The sequence below is a fragment of the Stenomitos rutilans genome (assembly GCF_059505485.1).
Window position 1 is genome coordinate 108,282 of record NZ_JCACKR010000170.1, and the last position, 17,879, is coordinate 126,160.

Here is a 17,879-nt window from a genome sequence, read left to right on the forward strand (position 1 = left end):
GCGGGAGGATTCAGCCTGTAGAACCTATTTATTGTAACGTCGATCGCCATTGGTCAAGCGCGGCTCTCACAAGGATCGGACGCTTGCATGACAGCATGACGGATGATCTACCGCAGAGACACAGAGGTCGCCAAGATCCTAACTCTGTGTTCTCCGCGCCTCAGCGGTTACTTTTCAACGCTATTCAACCTTTGTGACGGTGAACAGCATTTGGGGCTGATGTGCCTGCAAGAATTGGGTCGCTGCTGTCGCTGGCATGGGGTGACTGAACAAATAGCCTTGCATCTCCTCGCAGTGGCGCGATTGCAGGTAATCTACTTGTGCCTGGGTTTCGACTCCTTCAGCTACCACGTTGAGGCCCAGTCCGCGTCCCAGGGCAATGACGGCATCGGCGATCGCAGCATCACTGGGATCGGTGGTCAATTCATGCACAAACGATTGATCAAGCTTAATGGTATTGAGCGGAAAGCGCTTCAGATAGCCAAGCGACGAGTAGCCTGTGCCAAAATCATCCATCGAAATGTGGACACCTATTGATCGCAACGACTTCAAAATGGCGATCGTGAAGTCTACATTCTGCATGGCGGTCGTTTCTGTAATTTCTAGTTCCAATGAGTCTGGGGTCAGGTGTGCCTCTGCTAGGAGTTGGGCGATCGTTTCTACCAACTGGGGCTGCTGAAATTGCCTCGCCGAAAGATTAACTGCCATACGAAGTGGGGCTAAACCAGCCATCTGCCAGGTTTGATTTTGAGCACAGGCCGTGCGTAGCACCCATTCACCAATGGCGATAATCAACCCGTTTTCCTCGGCAAGAGGAATGAAAACGCTGGGTGAGATTAAGCCTAACTCCGGGTGCTGCCAGCGAAGCAGAGCTTCCATCCCGGTGATTTCTCCAGTGATGACGTTGATTTGCGGCTGGTAGTGCAGCACAAATTCCTGCCGTTCTAAGGCGTGGTGGAGGCTGCTTTCCAGCGCGAGGAGTTCGGATGCTTGAGAGTTGATGGCAGGCGTATAAATTTGGTAGCCGTTGCGCCCTTGTTCTTTGACGCGATAGAGCGCGGCATCGGCGTTTTTGAGCAGCGTCTGCGCATCTTCGCCGTCGTGAGGGTAAAGGGCAATGCCAATGCTGGTGCTGATGTAAAGTTCGTGCGCTTCTAGATAAAAGGCAGGTTTTAGTGCTTCGCTAATGCGCTGAGCCGCTTTGGCTGCATCTTCTGCATTGCTAATCTGGGGTAATAGCAGGGTGAATTCGTCTCCGCCCCAGCGGGCGATCGTGTCTCCTTCTCGCATGCAATCGGAGAGGCGAGCGGCTACTGCTTGCAAAAGCAAATCACCGATCGCGTGTCCTAGCGTATCGTTGATGGTTTTGAACCGATCCAGATCCAGGAACATTACTGCTAGCATGGTATTTGTGCGGTGGGCATTTGCCAGGGCTAGCGGGAGACGATCGTTGAAGAGCATCCGGTTGGGTAAGCCTGTCAGCAAATCGTGAAACGCCTGATAGCGGATAGTGGCTTCTGCCTGCTGGCGTTTGAGTGCCCCACCAATACTGGCAGCCATTGCCACTAGAATCGACTCTTCATTGCTTGACCAACGGCGTTGCGTTTTGCAATTGTCAAGGCCGATAAAGCCCCAAAATTGCTCATCAACCAAAATCGGCACCAGCAGCACCGATAGAATTTGATCTAAGCGGAGCACTTGCTGCTTTGCTTCCTCAAAATCGTCAATCACGCCGCCGACGGATTGGCCGCTTGCCAGTGCATCGTACCAACCATGCAGCCCCGGCGTACTGTAAGGCTGGTCTTGCCAGTACGGTTGGTGAATGGTGGGTAGAATTGACTCGCGCACCCATTCGTAGCGGATACTTGTCAACACCTCAGCCGTTTCGGGATGGGGATCATTCTGGTAAATGTAGACGCGATCGACACCTGTAGATTGCCCCAACGTTTCCAGGACTTTCGCGATCGCCGCTTCATAGTTTGTGTCGGTCAATAGATGGGTCATGGCGATTGCCACCCCTTCTAGTAGTCGATCGCGTTTGAGCAGTTCGGTTTCTGCCTGCTTCCGTTTGGTAATGTCTTCGACGGTGCCTTCGTACCCCAAGAGGCTGCCATTGGAGCCGCGCAACGCCCGGGCATTCTCAGAAATCCAGATGACACGGCGATCTTTGCGATACACCTGCGACTCAAAATCCAGTACAGCATCCTGCGCTTGAAGCAGGCAGCGAAAATCGTCCCGCCGCTGTGGATCGACATAAAGCTGGTGCCGAATATCCGTCAGGGTATCGACTAATTCTGCGGGCGAGTCGTAGCCATAAATCTTTGCCAGCATTGAGTTTGCGGTGAGATAGTGACCTTCGGGCGTGGTTTGAAAGATGCCTGCAACGGCGTTTTCAAAGATGCTCCGGTACTTCTCTTCTGCCTGCTTGAGTGCGGCTTCTGCCTGTTTGCGATCGACTTCACTGCGTTTGCGATCGCTGACATCGCGGCAAACACAGAGCAACCCTTGATCTTCCAACAGCGTCAGGGAAATTTCTTCTGCAAACGTACTGCCATCTCGTCGCGTTGCGGTGGCTTCTCCTTGCCAGCGTCCCTGCTGCTGTAACACGGGCAGGATCTCAGCCTCGTAACGCTGTGCCTCGATCGGATCACAGAGCAGCCGCCAGTGTTTGCCTAGCAAGTCGCTAGCTTGGTCGTAGCCATAGAACTGGGCGTGCGCCTGGTTCAAGTAAACAAATTCACCGCTGGCGTTGAGTACGGCAATGCCCTCGGTACAGGCTTCGATCGCAGCTAGCTGCAAGCGGATAACTTCTTCTGCCTGTAGGCGATCAGTAATGTCTTCGATGGTGCCGAGTACCCCAATGGCACGATCGTTCGCGTCGTGGATGGGGATTTTACTGATTTGAGTCCAGTTCGGCTGACGGTTGGCGATCGTATTCTGCTCGGTGAGGTTGAAGAGGGGGATACCAGAGCGGATCACCTGCTGGTCTTGCTGCTGAAACCGTGCTGCGAGGGTGCTACTGTAGGGCAACTCGTAATCCGTTTTGCCAACAACCGTTGTGACTGCACCCAAGTTGAGATTGTTAGCAAACTGTTTGTTGCAGCCCTGATACACCGAGTTGGTGTCTTTCCAAAAGATGGCAAGGGGGAGGTTGTCAAGTACCAGCCTCAGAAAGGTTTCCGTTTCGAGGAGCGCTTTATTGGCCTGCTTCAGTTCGGTGATGTCGGTAATAAACCCTTCAATGCCCAGAACGATGCCGCTTGAGTCGTAAAGTCCGTGGCCTTTCTCCCACAGCCATTTTTCCTGCCCGGTTTTTGTGTAAATGCGGTATTCAACCACGTAAGGTTCCTGCTGGGCGATCGCCTGTTCGATACGGCTGAGCACGAGCGACAGATCATCTGGGTGGCAAATGTCGTTGTAAGCAAGCTGACGTTGATTGCCAGCCAGTTCCTGGCTGCAATAGCCTGTGATCGCCAGACACCCTTCGCTTAAATACAGCATCGACCACTCTGGGTCATTGCTTCCGGTAAAGACAATGCCCGGAAGCGAGTTGATCAGCGTAAACAGGCGTTGCTGATTTTGCCCTAGTGCAGCCTCAGCTTGCTTGTACTGCATGAGGCTGCCTAACTGTGATGCCACACTACAGACAAGCCGCACCGCTTCCTCATCTTCGGGTCGTGGAGTATCCAGGAAAAAAACGATCGTGGCTATGACCTCACGCTGAGTCAGCACGGGCACAGCCAGAGCTGCTTTAAGCTGAGCCGACTGAGCCACGCGCACGCGCAAAAACTCATGATCAGGTGAGTGGCTCACGTCAGAAAGCCATTCTGCTTGCTTGGTGAGCCAGATCCGCCCCGGCAGACCTTCACCAGGAGCAAAACTGCTTTGCTCACTGACCGCTCTAAAATGGTGCAAATGGTCTGGATTACCATGCCAGATGGGGCTGCATTCAAGCCGGGTTTTATCCTGGTTGGGAACCCAGGCTTCGGCAAAGATCCAGTTCATACTCTGGCAAACGTGCTGCATCACAAGGCTTAGGGCCAGCTCAAACTCCCGTACACCCGCGATCGCGTGCATAATTCCTTGCAGCAGGGAAGCTTCTGCTTGCGATCGTTCACAGGCCGCTATCTGTATGGCTGTAGCGGTTGTATTGAGAGTCGTGCTACCGAGCTCAATCTTTGATGAAGACGTTGACATCAGCAGTGTAAAAGCTTGAACGTAACCATAGCGCTAACTGCAGACAGGGCACTCACAAAAGTCCGAACATTTAGGCGGAGAAACTCAGCAGAATCACCAGGGAACGTAGTAATATATGTTACCTCATCTGTTGGGGCGTATAACTCTAAGTGAACAACCAAACCCGTTTTTCACAGTCTATGCAGAATTTGCCAGCAAAACTGGATTGAATCTAAGGATCGTCTAAATCAATAGCATGAGCATGACTTCTGATTGACTACGAAACCCAGAGGCAAGATAAACAACGCCCGCTCGTTGCTGCGGCAACGCTTGATGTCAGCTAATCTTCATAGCCCTTCTGAACATTGGGAGTAATCATTGTTACACCACTTGCCTGTTCATGAAAGGATGCTTGTGAAACTTCTTAGCACCCTAACCTTAGCACTATGATTTTGGCACCCTGAAGCCATACGGTAGAAAGCTCCTTGTATACAGTCTAATCTCTAACGTTAGCTTGAGACGAATGCCGATTTTAGCAACAAGCGACACAAAACTAAATCTTTCAAACGCCTTCTGTTCATACATCTTGCTTCCTGGCTCTCTAGCATGAGCGTTTGAGGATGGAGGTAGCCAATAGGTTGACGTCCAACTACTTACCCGTTAGTCAATCAAGTCAGAATACGTACTTCTCCTGACTCCTGACATTCGTCACAAACACTCGTTAAAGCGGTATCATGACGGGCTTTCGCTGGGCGTTGGCGGTAACTGTTGCCTGTGGTACCCCTACAGATGCGCATCGTACAGTACGATGTCTAGGCAATACGCGGCACGGGCAATATGCGCTGTCCTTCACCCCCTCTCAACCCACTCGAAAGGAGTAGTTAGCATGTACATCGAGGAAATTATTGCCAGCGAAGTGCTGGACTCACGGGGCAATCCGACTGTCGAGGCACGCGTGGTACTTGAGGATGGCACAGAAGGATCGGCGATCGTGCCTTCTGGTGCCTCTACAGGTGAAAAAGAAGCGGTCGAACTGCGCGATGGTGACCCCAAACGCTATAGCGGTAAAGGCGTACTCCAGGCCGTCGAAAATGCGAACCACAAGCTTGCACCAGAACTCGTGGGCATGGCTGTCACCGACCAACGGGCGATCGACCTTGCCATGATTGAGCTAGACGGCACGCCCAACAAAGCTGCAATGGGTGCTAACGCGATCCTTGCGATTTCACTAGCGGTTGCCAGAGCCGCCGCCAACTATCAGCAGTTGCCGCTCTATCGCTACCTGGGGGGCATTAATGCGTCATTGTTACCAGTACCCTGCATGAACGTCATCAACGGTGGTAGCCATGCAGATAATACAGTGGACTTTCAGGAGTTCATGGTTGCGCCCCATAATGCACCGTCCTTTACCGAAGCCATTCGCATGGGGATGGAAACCTTCCATGCCCTCAAGTCGATTCTCAACAAAAAAGGCTTGAGTACCGGAGTGGGCGATGAAGGCGGCTTTGCGCCAAACCTCAAGTCCAATGTCGAAGCGGTTGAAGTCATTTTAGAAGCGATCGAGAAAGCAGGCTACAAACCCGGTGATGACATTTCCATCTGTCTTGACCCCGCTACCAGCGAAATGTGGAAAGACGGTAAGTATGTGTTCTTCAAATCAGATCAATCCACCAAAACGTCTGAAGAAATGGTGGATCTGTGGGCTTCCTGGGCACGGCAATACCCGATCGTCTCACTTGAAGACGGTATGGGCGAAAACGATTGGCAGGGCTGGAAGCTGTTAACCGAGACGATCGGTGACACGGTAGAACTTGTTGGCGATGACCTCTTTTGCACTAACACTAAAATTCTGGCCGAGGGCATTGAAGCAGGTGTGGCTAACTCTGTCTTGATCAAAGTGAACCAGATCGGCACGCTGACCGAAACCCTGGACACGATCGAGTTAGCTGGCAAAAACAACTACAAGTATTTCGTCTCCCATCGCTCTGGGGAATCGGAAGACACCACGATCGCCGACCTCGCCGTAGCCACCAGCGCCGGACAAATCAAAACGGGGTCTGGTTGTCGCGGTGAACGGGTCGCCAAGTTCAACCAGTTGTTGAGAATTGAACGGCAATTGGGCAAATCGGCTCGCTTTGCGGGCAAGTCGGCCTTTAAGTAACGGCTCAAAGATGTACCGTTCAGGTTAGGCATAGCCAAACAGGTTCAAATCAGCGGGGGCATGGGGCTGTATCAAAAGCCATCACCCTCAAAGCCACCACTTTTGCTATCCGTTGATTTGAGCCGTTTGGTCATCGTTCAAAGCGACATTCTTGTATAGTCATTCAAAAAAACGTATACTGGGACTTCAGGTAAATCACCAAATTCCGAGTCTAGTGCCTTGGTTCGTCAAAGAGAGTTTGATACGGACGACATCTTAGCGATCGCCATGAACCTGTTCTGGCAGCGCGGTTATACAAACACATCAATGAAAGATGTGGTTCAAGCTACGGGTGTGCAGCCTGGAAGCTTATACAGTGCCTTTGGTGATAAAGAGAAGCTGTTTCAGCAAGCGCTTCGTAAGTATACTCAAGACTTTTTTCGCGCCTTTATGCCTCGCAACTGTCCGCCATTGGATTGTATTCAACAGTGGTTTGAGTACCTGGCTGACGCGATGGCAAAAGACCCAAAACAGAAAGGATGCCTGATTATCAATACGGCAATGGAACGAGAAGCACACTCGCCCAGCACGATCGCTATCATTGAAGATCGGCTGGATGAAATCGAGTCATTTTTCCGCCAAAACCTGCATCAGGCTAGACTAGATGGGTCTTTGCCAAAAAACTATGATGTGGATGTGACAGCAAAAGCGCTGTTGGGTACGGTCGTCGGCATGCTGGCAGTGGCACGAATGCGCCGTGATAGTCAAACGCTGCATAGCATTGCCAAAGGGGCGATCGCGCTGCTTAAAGCTTGACCGAACTGAGCTTGCTTTCGATGCCAGCCTCTTGCGGATTTGAAAGATTATTCAAGAATCATACCAATTTGAATTGAAAATGCAACACATCCTGTAGGGACAAGGCATTGCCTTGCCCCTACCCACTGATTGATCTGTAGCCGTCATTCTTTAAATCGGTATCAGAAGCAAAACTGTCGCAGATTTCAGCTTGGTCATCCCGATTCCCTGTAGCTGAAGACATAAAGCAAGGCTTTGCTCATACCAGTTTGATTTGCAAAGGCAACAGCAGCAGGCTTGGAAAGCCAGAAGCCGTAATTACTATGCCTCCTGACTTCTAACTTCTGACTCCTGATTTCTGGCTTAGAACATCTGGCACAAACACTATTGAAGCGGTATGACATGCTCTTGAACCGATCCTTTTGGAGCGATGAGTTGAATCGTTATTGTGTCCCGCCTAGGCTTGACAGATGAATTATTTCGCAGCTATTTTGAATGTACGTTAAAATTGAATACGCATTCAAGTAACATTTATTTCCCACGACACTTATGAGCGAACTGATTTTGCATGGTTTCCCCGTTAGCCCGTATGTGCGATCGGCGCGCATTGCCTTGTTTGAGAAAGGAGTGGCTTACCACTTCAATGAGATTGGGTTTGACTATCTCACCACAGATGCCTACACCAAACTCAATCCTTTTCGGAAAATGCCTGTCTTGCAGCAGGAGCAGTTTGTTCTCTATGAAACCCCTGCTATCTTGAGCTACATTGACGAAGCTTTTGACGGTGCTTCTTTGCAACCTGCACATCCCAAAGCGCGAGCACACATGCACAAGTGGTTTGGGATTGCGGCTCACTATTTGTATCCAGTGGGGGTGATGCAACTGTTTCTGCAACGGGTGATGTCTCCCATCCTGGGCAACCAACCCGATGAGGCGGTTGTGGAAGCTGCGGTAGCTGCGATCGCACTACCACTGGATGTCCTGGAGCGCGAACTGGTCGATACGTTTCTGGTGGGCGATCGCTTGAGTTTGGCAGACATTCTTACAGGCGCGATGGTGTACTACGTCAACATGACGCAAGAAGGGGCGACGCTCATCCGCTCAAGGCCCAAAACGGCTACGTGGCTCAGCCAATTGAGCCAGCGAGAAAGCTTCCAACAAAGTTTGGCTGGCCTGTTGCAGGGCAAGAGCATGGGAGGCGTTGAAGCATGAGCTTGCACCCCTTAAACAATCAGCACGTAGTGATTGTGGGCGGAAGTAGCGGTATTGGGCTGGCTACAGGCACCCTTGCCAAACAGTTGGGAGCTGATGTGACCCTTATCAGCCGTGAGGCAACAAAACTAAAGCAGGTGGCAACGCAATTGGGTGGTGTGCGCCTTGCGATCGCTGATTTTGCCGACGAAGCGGCGATTCATGCGGCCTTTGCAGACTTGCCTACTATCCACCATGTCTATGTGGCAGCAGGCGGCTTTGTGGGCGGTAATGTCTTGGAAGGAAGCATGGCTGACTTTCGTCGAGCGATCGATACCCGTCTTTGGGGGTCAGTGCATGTCGTGCGTGCGGCAGTGCCTAAAATGAATGGGACAGGTTCGCTGACCTTTACAGGCGGGCTATCGACCGATCGACCCGTCGCAGGAGCCTGGGCTACGGCGGTTGCTACGGCGGCGGCCGAACAGCTAGCACGTGCACTGGCGCTTGAATTAGCTCCCCTTCGAGTCAATGCGGTCTCTCCAGGCTGGACGGATACGCCCATGTGGGATAACATTCTGGGTGCAGAGAAGCAGACGGTATTTAGCGGGGTGGCAACTCAGGTTCCAGTGAAGCGCCTTTCCCTGGCTACAGAGGTTGCTCAAGCTGTGATTTTTCTCATGAACAGCGCCACTGTCACCGGAGAGGTACTCCACGTGGATAGTGGGCATCGCCTCGTCTGATGCCTGTTACGAGCAGCTCAACTATCACCCTCACTGGTGGTCGTTAAGCTCGTTGGCTGTACCGCTGGTCGATCGCCCGCCATCAAAAGTCCAATCTCTGCCACTGTTGCGGTTTCAGCGTCTAAAATTGCCAGAAATTGGCCTTCATAAAGGATGGCGATGCGATCGCTCATGGTCATTACTTCTTCCAATTCCGTAGAAATGTAGAGGATAGCGGCCCCGCGCGATCGCTCTGCCAGCAGGGCTTTTTGCACATATTCCGTTGCGCCGACATCTAGACCACGCGTGGGCTGCATGGCAATAATTAACGCGGGTTCGCCTGCTAGTTCACGAGCCAGCACCACTTTTTGTTGGTTGCCGCCCGACAATTGATGCACCTGAAGGTCGCCGCTGGTGGCTCGAATATCAAAGGCTTGAATGGCTTCATTCGCATTAGTGGCGATCGCTGATCGCTGAAGCAACCAGTGGCGGCAAAAGGGCAACCGTTGAAAAGCTTTGAGAATCAGGTTGCGGGCGATGCTAAAGCGCATAACCAATCCCATTTTTTGGCGATCTTCGGGAATGTAGCCAAGTTTAAGCTGCTTGACCCGCTGTTGCGCTGTCCATTGGGTAATGTTGATGCCATTGAGCGTGATGCTGCCTTGCGAGGCCGAGCGGAGTCCCGCGATCGCATCTGCCAGTTCTCGCTGCCCGTTGCCATCTACACCCGCCACACCCAAAATTTCTCCAGCGTGGAGCTGCAAAGAAATGCCCTTCAATGCAGCTAGCTGACGATCGTCATTCACATGAAGGTTTCGAAGTTCTAAGACCACACGATCGGGCAGGGCCCGATCGATGGTCTCCTGCTGGGTGGCATCACCCGATCGCTTATCGACTTGAAACAAAACCTCTCGACCGACCATGAGCCGTGCTAGCGCTTGACGGGTCGAGCCTTTCGTTGTGGTTGTGCCCACGACCTTTCCACGCCGCAGTACCGTCACGGCATCACACAGTCTCAGAACTTCCTCTAGCTTGTGGCTAATAAAGATAATCGTGTGATTTTTGGCGGCTAGTTGACGCAAAACCTCAAAAAACGTGTTGACTTCTGGGGGTGTCAGTACCGCCGTTGGTTCATCTAAAATCAGCAGTTTTGCCTGACGGTACAGTGCTTTCAAAATTTCGACGCGTTGCTGTGTGCCAACAGGTAAGTCGCCGACTCTGGCATAGGGGTCGATCGCCAACCCGTAGCCTTCTGACATCGCGGCAATTTCGTGAGCCTTTTGCCGCAAGTTCAGGCGTAGCGTGGTTTCAGTCCCCAGCACGATATTCTCAACGACCGACAGTTGGGGCACCAGCATAAAGTGCTGATGGATCATGCCAATGCCCTGCTGAATCGCCACATTGGGTGATGTGATCTCCACAGGCTGCCCGTTGAGATAGATCTGCCCCGCATCGGGACGGTACAGCCCACTCAGAATATTCATCAGAGTCGTTTTGCCCGCACCGTTTTCACCCAGCAGTGCATGAATGCCCCCCGTCTGGATCTCTAAATTAATCTGATCATTGGCGGTAAAGTTGCCAAAGCGCTTGGTGATACCGTCAAGGCGGAGGTAGGGAGTGTGGGGTGTAGGGGTTAGGTGCATGGTTGCCTCCTTTATGCGGCCTTCTGCCTCTTGCTAAAAACCAACAACTGACAACCAACAACTCCTTTCTCTCTCCTCACGCCCCTTTGACGCAGCGAGTTTCTTTGCCTCCTTCAGAGCAGCTTTCAAAGGTAATTTTTTTAGCCAGAATGGCGTCTTCAGTTGTTTTCACCTTATCTTGAAGTGCTTTAGGTACCGCACTGCCGTATTTACCGAGATACAGAATTTCGGGTTCCTCTAGCCCTAAAGAATAGAGTTGCCCTTTGAGTTCATTTTTGGATGACAGGTCAGCGAGTTTACCGATCGCCAGATCGATTCGCTTCACCGCACTAGTCAGAATGGATTTTGGCGTGATGTCATACTGATCAACCGTATTGCCGATCGTGTAGGCTCCTTTTTCTTCTGCCGTTTTTAGTGCAGTGGGAGCGGCATTATCGAGCCAGGGATAGACCACATCAGCGCCCGCAGAGACAAGGGCATCGACGGCTTCTTTGGCTTTTGCCGCATCGTTCCAGTCGCCTGTAAACGTATGTTTCACCTCAACACTCGGTTTGACTGATTTGGCACCCAGCGTAAAGCCGCGTAGCTCTTCTTGTGTCGCCAAAAATTCTTGCCCAGCAATATAGGCTAGTTTGCCCGACTTGCTTACAGAGGCAGCGAGAATGCCACACAGATAGCTCACCTGCAAATTATCCAGCCGCAGAGAGGCCACATTAGGGGCAGTGGCAGACCCGTTGACCACGACAAAGAACGTTTTAGGAAACTGGGTAGCCACCTGCTTGGCCGCCGCGTCAAACTGCCCTCCGTGGGCATATACCAGGTTGAATCCACGTCGAGCAAAGTCAGACAGCGCTTCGGCCTGGTCTGCCTGACCAACCTTCTCGACATAAGCGGTTTCGGCACCGAGTTTAGACTTGATTTCTTCTAACCCGGTATACCCTGCCTGGTTCCAGGCTTTGTCGGTGATAATGCCTGGTAGCACCATTGCCGCTTTGAACCCAGTCTTTGAGCCTGCCGCACTGGAAGATACAGAGGGAGACGCAGCGGATGACGCAGGACTGCTGCTAGTGGTCGGGCTATTGGCACAGGCGTTAAACAAGAGGCTACTGCCCAGTGCGGCTGAACCATACACCAGAAACTGACGACGATTGAATCCGGCCATGCTTTCTCTCTTCCTTGTAGACGGGCTTTAAACAGCAGCGGTTAGAACGGGATTGGAGCAGTACGTTTTGAAGCAGAACCTTGCTTTCAGTCAGGCATTGCTTTTAGTCGAGCAGTGAACGCGCTGATGGTCTAACGTTCACCGTCTACGATCAACGTTGCCCGAACTCGACACTGCGCGAATTTCACGTTATGCGATCGTGCTCTAAGCAGTCATTAAACGGCTTCTGTAGGAGCAAACTGTATCTTCAAGCACATTTACTTGCTCTAGACCTAAAAAGCATGGCTGAAGCGCCGATTTAGCGCTCAAACAAGCCGTTACCTTATGCCAAAAAAGGGGCTGACGATCGCCAGCCCCTTAGCTAAACTCGACTAACCAAGTAAACAGAAAAAGAATTATTTACCAGCGTTGCCTTTTTCTAACGCCTTTTGCACCAGGTCATCATTCACATTGCTGGTCGCCTGTGAGTTTGGATTCGCATCGGCTGCTATTTGCTTGTAATCGTCAGGATTACCCGTCGCATCGGCTGGCAGCGTAGCTTCTTCTGTAATGGGAACCTCAAATTTAGGAGCAGTCGCCGCCTCGGCAGCATTAGCCCCCTCTTCCGTGCGATCAATGTTGCTCACACTAAACTGTTTTGACGCTTCGTAGTCAGCATCCACATTGGCATCAGGGGCTTTGCGATCAGTCGTTTCAATCTCTTCAACCATTTGCTGAGCATCGTAATTCTCAGCCGTGTCGATATTATTGGCAACTTCAGACATAAAGACTCCTATTAGAACGCTTTGACTAATATGGATACCCTAGCAAAGCGATCGTCATCACTTGATCACCTTTGGGCAGATCTCGCTGTTCCTCCAGGGAAAGACATCAATCAGAAAAACTGTTCGCTGAACCTCTCCCTTTGGAAAGGGGTTAGTAACTGTAAGATTCGATACACCTTATAAATGATGTCTATTTCGCCTCTCTAACGGAGTTTGTTATGTCTCAATCTGCTAGTCAAGATGTGTCTTCAAGTGAGTACTTACCAGAGAAGACACAAGCGGTACTAAAGGCTTTTAAAAAGCTGGATACTGACGCAAAGCTAGCGTTGCTGTACCTTGTGTATAAAAAAATGGGAGATTCAATCACGCCTGCGGCTCCCTCTGCCACAGACCCTGAGCTAGCGCCTCTTTTAATGGACAACTTCTACACCCTGTCTCATGACACGCAGCTTGATATTATGCGAGACATTGTGAATGGGGTGGATAGTGAGTATGGTCATGCTTATGGGGCTTTAAAAGAAAATAACCAACTGATGGTCTGGTTTGCCTGGGCGCAGGCTATGGGTCAAAGCGTGGTTGGGTTACCAGCAGGCTATCAAGCAGCCAAACCTGTTACAGAAGCGGTTGGACAAATTGAAGGCTTGGAGTTTGAGGAGCAAATTTCACTACTGCGTGAAATCGTCAGTGGCATGGGTTTCAGTAATATTCAACCCATTCCATCGCAAGCAGAAACAGGCAAAACGGCTAGCCTTTGAGTGACCGTTCGTGCCGTTTGTAGCAGTGTAGATAGGAAGGGGAGTCAGGAGCCAGAAGCCAGTGATGGTAAGCGCAGTTTATCTCCTGAATGCAGTCTGACTCCTGACTTCTATTAGATTCTCTTGTTCTCTATGTGGTTTTTGCCCCCTTGATACACCAACTCGCTTTCCCACCTAGTTTGCAATCTTCAAAGGCAATTTTTTGGGCGGCGAGTGCGTCTTTTGCCTGTAATGCCTTCTGCCTAGTGGCTTCAGAGACGATCGCGCTGAACTCACCCAAGCGCAAGATGTCGGGTTTATCGAGTCCTAGCGTATAGACGTCTCCTTTGATCTGCCCATTTTTCGCAATCTCAGCCACGGTCTCGATCGCCAGCCCATAATTTTGCACAGCACTGGTCAAAACGGTTTTGGGGGCGCGGCTGAGCTGGTCTTCAAAGTAGCCGATCGCGTAGGCTTGCTTGTCTGCTACCGTTTCAATCACACCTGCGGCGGCGGCGTCCAGCATGTTGTAAACCACATCAACACCGCTTGCTAAAAGCGCTTGGGTTGCCTCCTTTGCTTTGCTGACATCGTTCCAGTCGTTTGTGTAACTGGCTTTGACTTCGATCGCTGGCTTTACCGACTTTGCCCCCAGTTCAAAACCCCGACGTTCTTGATCAGTTGTGGTGAACGACTGGGCTGTGAGGAAGGCCACTTTGTTGCTTTTGCTCATTTCGGCGGCCACAATCCCACATAGGTAAGCAATTTGTAGATGGTTCACTTGCAGAGAGGCAATATTGCTGCCAGTGGCAACTCCGTCTGAAATCACAAAAAAGGCGTTTGGAAACTGCGTTGCTACCTGCTTAACGGCGGCTTCAAACTGTCCACCGTGAGCAATGATCAGGTTAAAGCCACGTCGAGCAAAGTCAGATAGCGCTTCAGCCTGGTCAGCCTGAGCCACCTTTTCCACATAGGCTGTTTCGGCACCAAGCTTGGTTTTAACGATAGCCATTGACTCATAGCCTGCCTGGTTCCAGCCTTTGTCTGTAATTGGCCCTGGCAAGACGATCGCGACCTTAAAGCCTGTTCCTGCGGGTGATGAATTGGCAGCACTACTCACCGCTGGACTTTCCGTAGGCGTTGGATTCGCACACGCCTTCAACAACAAACTGCTCCCTAGAGCCGTCGAAGCATAGATCAGCAGTTGACGACGACGGTAGCGGTGAACCATGCTCAGACTCCTTGCCTTGATAAAGTCTCTACAAGAATACGTTATGGTGCTCTCTACGATTGTGCTTATGCATGCGTACAGGGCAGGCCTGCGACAGAATCTCTTCACCCAGATCTTTCCATTCATTCATGCCGCATCCACGCCGCGCCTTCCTTTCCACAGCTATTAGATGACGTGAAATTCTTTTAGTGCAGGTAAAAAATTGGCGTTTTCATGGTTAGAACGGCTGAGTTTAATGAGTGCAAAGCGCTCAACGACCAGCAATTGATCCCATTGGTCAAGGGTGATCGCAACGCCAACTTCCAGGGCTTTTGTTTGCACACTTTCTGGAATAGCGGTCGTATCCAGCCAGGGTGGTGCGGAGTCGATCGCCAACGTTGAGGCAACAGCACCCGTTCGTTCCCGAACAAGCTGGGTCAGAGAGTGGCGGTAGGCTTGCACGTCTAAAGCTGTTTCGCAGGGTAATTCAAGGAGCGATCGACGATCGTCCTGCGTCATCTGGTGCCACTGCGGCAGCTTCAGCTTAATGCCGCAGGTATCTAGCTTTAGCCGTACCTGCATGGGAATGCAGCGCAGCGACTCGACAAAATCGGCTTCAAATTGAAAGAACTCAGTCATACATTAGCTTTCATTGCCCTACACTCTACACCCTACACATTCACACCCACCCAACTCAAGACTCATCCGAATCGCGCGTCTTAGCGTGTCGATTCACATGGCGCACAAGCCAGTAGCTAATTGATAACGCTAGGATTGCTGCCGCCAGGGCAATGAGATCTAAACCTGCTGTTTTTTGCAGATCCAAAATAATGATTTTTCGCGAAACGGCAACCAGCGAGGTGACAATCACCAGTTCCACCTGAATCACGTGATTTTTCAGATAGGCCGTAATATTCTCCAAAATCTCTAGGGCAATGAGAACATTTAGGAACAACCCAAAGATCGTGAATAGGGTTGTTCCAAAGCGGCCATAAGGCTGCCTAAAAAGATCTGACCCTAAAAACGTGACTAAGTCGTAAACCGCCAGTAGAATCACAAACACCATTGCGATCGACAAAATCTTAGAGATTAGCCCTTCAAACCCTCGTAACGCCCTTAGAAAGCTGTCGTCGCTAAAGGTCTGTTGGAAGAAGCGTGCCACTCGCTGCCAGGATCGCATAGCTCAACCAAACCGATGTCTAACGAAGTGAAAATATCTAATGGAGTGAGAATACCCGATGCCATGCGCTAACGCAAATGAAAGAGTGGGCGCAAGTGACGGTAGCTCACCCAAAACCTGGATTTTCGATGGATGAGCTAAAACCCTCATCAGGCTTTGTTAGCCCTCTAAGACTGCGACTTGCTAGAATCAAGCTCAAGTAAGCGCGATCGTTCATACTGAAAGAGACCGTCACATCGGAAGTTTTTAAGGGTTGAGAGAATGGCTGTGCCGACAATCAAAGAATTAGCGACGCAGGCAAAAGAAGCTGCCGATCGCTTGGGAATCCACAAATTCGACATCTACGGCTCTACGGTGGATGAAAGCAGCGCCAAGGTCGATCAAGGTAAACCCGATCAGGTAAAAGCGTCCAATCGTTCTAGCGTGACTGTACGAGTGTGGAACGACGACCAAACAATGGGCATTACGTCCACGACCGATGTTGATCCAAACGGGTTAGCACTCGCACTTAAAACTGCTTACGAAGCCAGTTTTTTTGGCGTCAAAGAAAACGCTCCGGACTTTAGCCCTGAAGCGACGGCTCCCCTCGCACGCGAATTTGCAGAGAAAGCGCCACAGGCTCCGATTTCAACTCTCGTCGAAAAACTGGTTACAGCGGAGCAGGAGCTGACGGAGGCACATCCCGCGATCGCGTCTGTTCCTTATAACGGACTCGCACAACGCGACATCGATCACTTCTACCTCAACAGCGACGGTGCTTTGAGGACAGAAGCCTACTCTACCACTTCGCTCTATCTCTACACCAAAACGGAAGAAGACGGCAAAAAACCTCGCAGTGCAGGTGCATTCCGCATTAGTCGCGGTCTCGAGTCGCTCGATGTGGATGGCTGCTTGAAAGAAACTATTGAAAAAACGATCAGCCACCTCGACTATCAGAAAATTCCAACTGGCAAATATCGCGTTGTCTTTTCACCAGAAGCGTTTTTGAGCTTGTTGGGCGCGTTCTCCAACTTGTTCAACGCCCAAAGCATTCTCGATCACCAGAGCCTCTCAACGCCGGAGTCCTTGGGCACTCAGATTGCGTCTCCTTTACTGTCTATAGCGGATGATGCGCTGCATCAAGACAACATCGCGATCGCCACCTTTGATGGCGAAGGCACACCCACTCGTCGGATTCCACTGATTGCCGATGGAATGCTGGTCAATTTCCTTCACAGCGCTGGTACGGCGAAGCGGTTCAACACCCAGCCCACAGGACATGCAAATATGGGTGCAAAAGTAACGGTCAGTCCGCACTTTTACCACGTCTTCACTAGCAAATCGGCCGAGCAAGCGTATCGTCTAGAGACTGCCGAAAACGTCGTGCTCATTGACGACCTCCATGCCCTCCATGCAGGTGTGAAGGCGCTTCAAGGTTCCTTCTCGCTACCGTTTGATGGTTGGCTGGTTAACAACGGTCAGCGCACCAGCATTGAATCTGCCACCGTTGCAGGTGATTTTCTGGAGTTGCTCAAAACCATCCTTTACATTGAGCCAGAGGCACATCTGACGCCTGGTGGCGTTTGCCCATACATCTGGGTCGAGGAACTGTCGATTACGGGAGAGTAGGCTAGTGCGTGTTTTAAAACCCTCGGAAGTCCTCAACCCCCAAAATTTGGGGGCTTACAAACCAGCTTCAAAGTCCCCCAGCATGGGGGCTTAAAGCCCTTTGGGCATACAAGAAAAGGGGGCAGAAGCTATCAGCAATGAAACGATTGAAGTTTTAAAACACTGCCTAGTGCGCGGCCCGTTGTGACTGAAGCCAAGCCTTTGCCAAACCAGGCCGCGATCGTCAGGCTAAACAATCTTGCCTTTCTGTTGCAGTGCGTCGCGCAGGGAACCCAGCACAAACTCAGGCATTTTAGCAGCGCTATTTAGAAGGCGTGGCAGTTGATCGCGGACTTTGAGATTACTGCTGGTAGGCGCTGCCCTTTGCTATTAAGCCGTTTCAAGCCAGTCAAAAATCCGATCGAGTTCTTCTAACGTTACAAGTCCATATTGCCATAGGAGCATGGGCAGCAAGGTTGCGTTGAACTCCTGGTGGCGTTTAACTGTAGCGATTGCAGAATCCGAAATTGCCAGTTCTTCTTGTAAAAATCTAATCAAACGGGCTTCCATTGAGCCTC

General features: G+C 51.1%; 15 protein-coding genes. 7 read left to right on the forward strand and 8 right to left on the reverse strand.

The genetic code is table 11. The annotated features are described in order from the left end of the window. Nucleotides 1–180 precede the first annotated feature (180 nt). Nucleotides 181–4,197, reverse strand: a complete 4,017-nt coding sequence (locus tag AC5JLP_RS34135) for an EAL domain-containing protein (RefSeq protein WP_496072332.1) — start codon at nt 4,195–4,197, stop codon at nt 181–183. A gap of 865 nt (nt 4,198–5,062) precedes the next feature. Between AC5JLP_RS34135 and eno the strand changes: the two genes are divergently transcribed. From eno to AC5JLP_RS34155, 4 genes are all read left to right on the forward strand, one after another. Then, a complete protein-coding gene (eno, locus tag AC5JLP_RS34140) occupies nt 5,063–6,337 on the forward strand; it encodes a phosphopyruvate hydratase (RefSeq protein WP_496072333.1) in 1,275 nt (424 codons plus the stop codon). A 219-nt stretch (nt 6,338–6,556) separates the two neighbouring features. Further along, nucleotides 6,557–7,132: a TetR/AcrR family transcriptional regulator gene (locus AC5JLP_RS34145; RefSeq protein ID WP_496072334.1), complete on the forward strand. Its 576-nt coding sequence runs from the start codon at nt 6,557–6,559 to the stop codon at nt 7,130–7,132. A gap of 528 nt (nt 7,133–7,660) precedes the next feature. After that, nucleotides 7,661–8,323, forward strand: coding sequence for a glutathione S-transferase family protein (locus AC5JLP_RS34150; protein WP_496072335.1), 663 nt, complete (start codon nt 7,661–7,663; stop codon nt 8,321–8,323). Next, the gene (locus AC5JLP_RS34155) at nt 8,320–9,042 is read left to right on the forward strand and encodes an SDR family oxidoreductase (RefSeq protein WP_496072336.1); all 723 of its coding nucleotides are present in this window, start codon (nt 8,320–8,322) and stop codon (nt 9,040–9,042) included. Before AC5JLP_RS34150 ends, AC5JLP_RS34155 begins: the two co-directional genes overlap by 4 nt. A 17-nt stretch (nt 9,043–9,059) precedes the next feature. On the opposite strand, the gene AC5JLP_RS34160 is transcribed toward AC5JLP_RS34155, so the two are convergent. The 3 genes from AC5JLP_RS34160 to AC5JLP_RS34170 form a co-directional block, all read right to left on the reverse strand. Continuing rightward, the gene (locus AC5JLP_RS34160) at nt 9,060–10,664 is read right to left on the reverse strand and encodes an ABC transporter ATP-binding protein (protein WP_496072337.1); all 1,605 of its coding nucleotides are present in this window, start codon (nt 10,662–10,664) and stop codon (nt 9,060–9,062) included. A 76-nt stretch (nt 10,665–10,740) separates the two neighbouring features. Continuing rightward, entirely contained in the window at nt 10,741–11,826 is a 1,086-nt protein-coding gene (locus AC5JLP_RS34165; protein WP_496072338.1) for a BMP family protein, read from the reverse strand. Between the two features lie 395 nt (nt 11,827–12,221). Then, nucleotides 12,222–12,590: a hypothetical protein gene (locus tag AC5JLP_RS34170; protein ID WP_496072339.1), complete on the reverse strand. Its 369-nt coding sequence runs from the start codon at nt 12,588–12,590 to the stop codon at nt 12,222–12,224. A gap of 218 nt (nt 12,591–12,808) precedes the next feature. On the opposite strand from AC5JLP_RS34170, the gene AC5JLP_RS34175 reads away from it, so the two are divergent. Further along, the gene (locus tag AC5JLP_RS34175) at nt 12,809–13,345 is read left to right on the forward strand and encodes an orange carotenoid protein N-terminal domain-containing protein (RefSeq protein WP_496072340.1); all 537 of its coding nucleotides are present in this window, start codon (nt 12,809–12,811) and stop codon (nt 13,343–13,345) included. A gap of 130 nt (nt 13,346–13,475) precedes the next feature. Here the strand turns inward: AC5JLP_RS34175 and AC5JLP_RS34180 are convergent, their stop codons facing one another. The 3 genes from AC5JLP_RS34180 to AC5JLP_RS34190 form a co-directional block, all read right to left on the reverse strand. Then, entirely contained in the window at nt 13,476–14,555 is a 1,080-nt protein-coding gene (locus tag AC5JLP_RS34180; RefSeq protein WP_496072341.1) for a BMP family protein, read from the reverse strand. A gap of 165 nt (nt 14,556–14,720) precedes the next feature. Beyond that, on the reverse strand, nt 14,721–15,173 hold the full coding sequence (locus tag AC5JLP_RS34185; protein WP_496072342.1) for a nitrate reductase associated protein: 453 nt from the start codon (nt 15,171–15,173) through the stop codon (nt 14,721–14,723). 55 nt (nt 15,174–15,228) lie between these two features. Then, nucleotides 15,229–15,714 (reverse strand): phosphate-starvation-inducible PsiE family protein, encoded by a 486-nt coding sequence (locus AC5JLP_RS34190; protein WP_496072343.1) that lies wholly within the window; start codon nt 15,712–15,714, stop codon nt 15,229–15,231. A 261-nt stretch (nt 15,715–15,975) separates the two neighbouring features. Here AC5JLP_RS34190 and AC5JLP_RS34195 point away from each other — a divergent pair, with 261 nt between their 5' ends. Both AC5JLP_RS34195 and AC5JLP_RS34200 read left to right on the forward strand, forming a co-directional pair. Then, nucleotides 15,976–17,322, forward strand: a complete 1,347-nt coding sequence (locus AC5JLP_RS34195; RefSeq protein WP_496072344.1) for a TldD/PmbA family protein — start codon at nt 15,976–15,978, stop codon at nt 17,320–17,322. A 183-nt stretch (nt 17,323–17,505) separates the two neighbouring features. Next, nucleotides 17,506–17,631 (forward strand): hypothetical protein, encoded by a 126-nt coding sequence (locus tag AC5JLP_RS34200; RefSeq protein WP_496072345.1) that lies wholly within the window; start codon nt 17,506–17,508, stop codon nt 17,629–17,631. Between the two features lie 60 nt (nt 17,632–17,691). Here AC5JLP_RS34200 and AC5JLP_RS34205 read toward each other — a convergent pair whose 3' ends face one another. Next, the gene (locus tag AC5JLP_RS34205) at nt 17,692–17,871 is read right to left on the reverse strand and encodes a DUF2949 domain-containing protein (RefSeq protein WP_496072346.1); all 180 of its coding nucleotides are present in this window, start codon (nt 17,869–17,871) and stop codon (nt 17,692–17,694) included. Between the last annotated feature and the right edge of the window lie 8 nt (nt 17,872–17,879).

Excerpts from the sequence above, each read along its gene's own strand:
- AC5JLP_RS34155 (WP_496072336.1), top strand. The coding sequence starts at position 8,320 with ATGAGCTTGCACCCCTTAAACAATCAGCACGTAGTGATTGTGGGCGGA.
- AC5JLP_RS34185 (WP_496072342.1), bottom strand. The coding sequence starts at position 15,173 with ATGACTGAGTTCTTTCAATTTGAAGCCGATTTTGTCGAGTCGCTGCGC.
- AC5JLP_RS34165 (WP_496072338.1), bottom strand. The coding sequence starts at position 11,826 with ATGGCCGGATTCAATCGTCGTCAGTTTCTGGTGTATGGTTCAGCCGCA.
- eno (WP_496072333.1), top strand. The coding sequence starts at position 5,063 with ATGTACATCGAGGAAATTATTGCCAGCGAAGTGCTGGACTCACGGGGC.
- AC5JLP_RS34175 (WP_496072340.1), top strand. The coding sequence starts at position 12,809 with ATGTCTCAATCTGCTAGTCAAGATGTGTCTTCAAGTGAGTACTTACCA.
- AC5JLP_RS34180 (WP_496072341.1), bottom strand. The coding sequence starts at position 14,555 with ATGGTTCACCGCTACCGTCGTCGTCAACTGCTGATCTATGCTTCGACG.
- AC5JLP_RS34160 (WP_496072337.1), bottom strand. The coding sequence starts at position 10,664 with ATGCACCTAACCCCTACACCCCACACTCCCTACCTCCGCCTTGACGGT.
- AC5JLP_RS34170 (WP_496072339.1), bottom strand. The coding sequence starts at position 12,590 with ATGTCTGAAGTTGCCAATAATATCGACACGGCTGAGAATTACGATGCT.
- AC5JLP_RS34135 (WP_496072332.1), bottom strand. The coding sequence starts at position 4,197 with ATGTCAACGTCTTCATCAAAGATTGAGCTCGGTAGCACGACTCTCAAT.
- AC5JLP_RS34195 (WP_496072344.1), top strand. The coding sequence starts at position 15,976 with ATGGCTGTGCCGACAATCAAAGAATTAGCGACGCAGGCAAAAGAAGCT.
- AC5JLP_RS34150 (WP_496072335.1), top strand. The coding sequence starts at position 7,661 with ATGAGCGAACTGATTTTGCATGGTTTCCCCGTTAGCCCGTATGTGCGA.
- AC5JLP_RS34205 (WP_496072346.1), bottom strand. The coding sequence starts at position 17,871 with ATGGAAGCCCGTTTGATTAGATTTTTACAAGAAGAACTGGCAATTTCG.
- AC5JLP_RS34190 (WP_496072343.1), bottom strand. The coding sequence starts at position 15,714 with ATGCGATCCTGGCAGCGAGTGGCACGCTTCTTCCAACAGACCTTTAGC.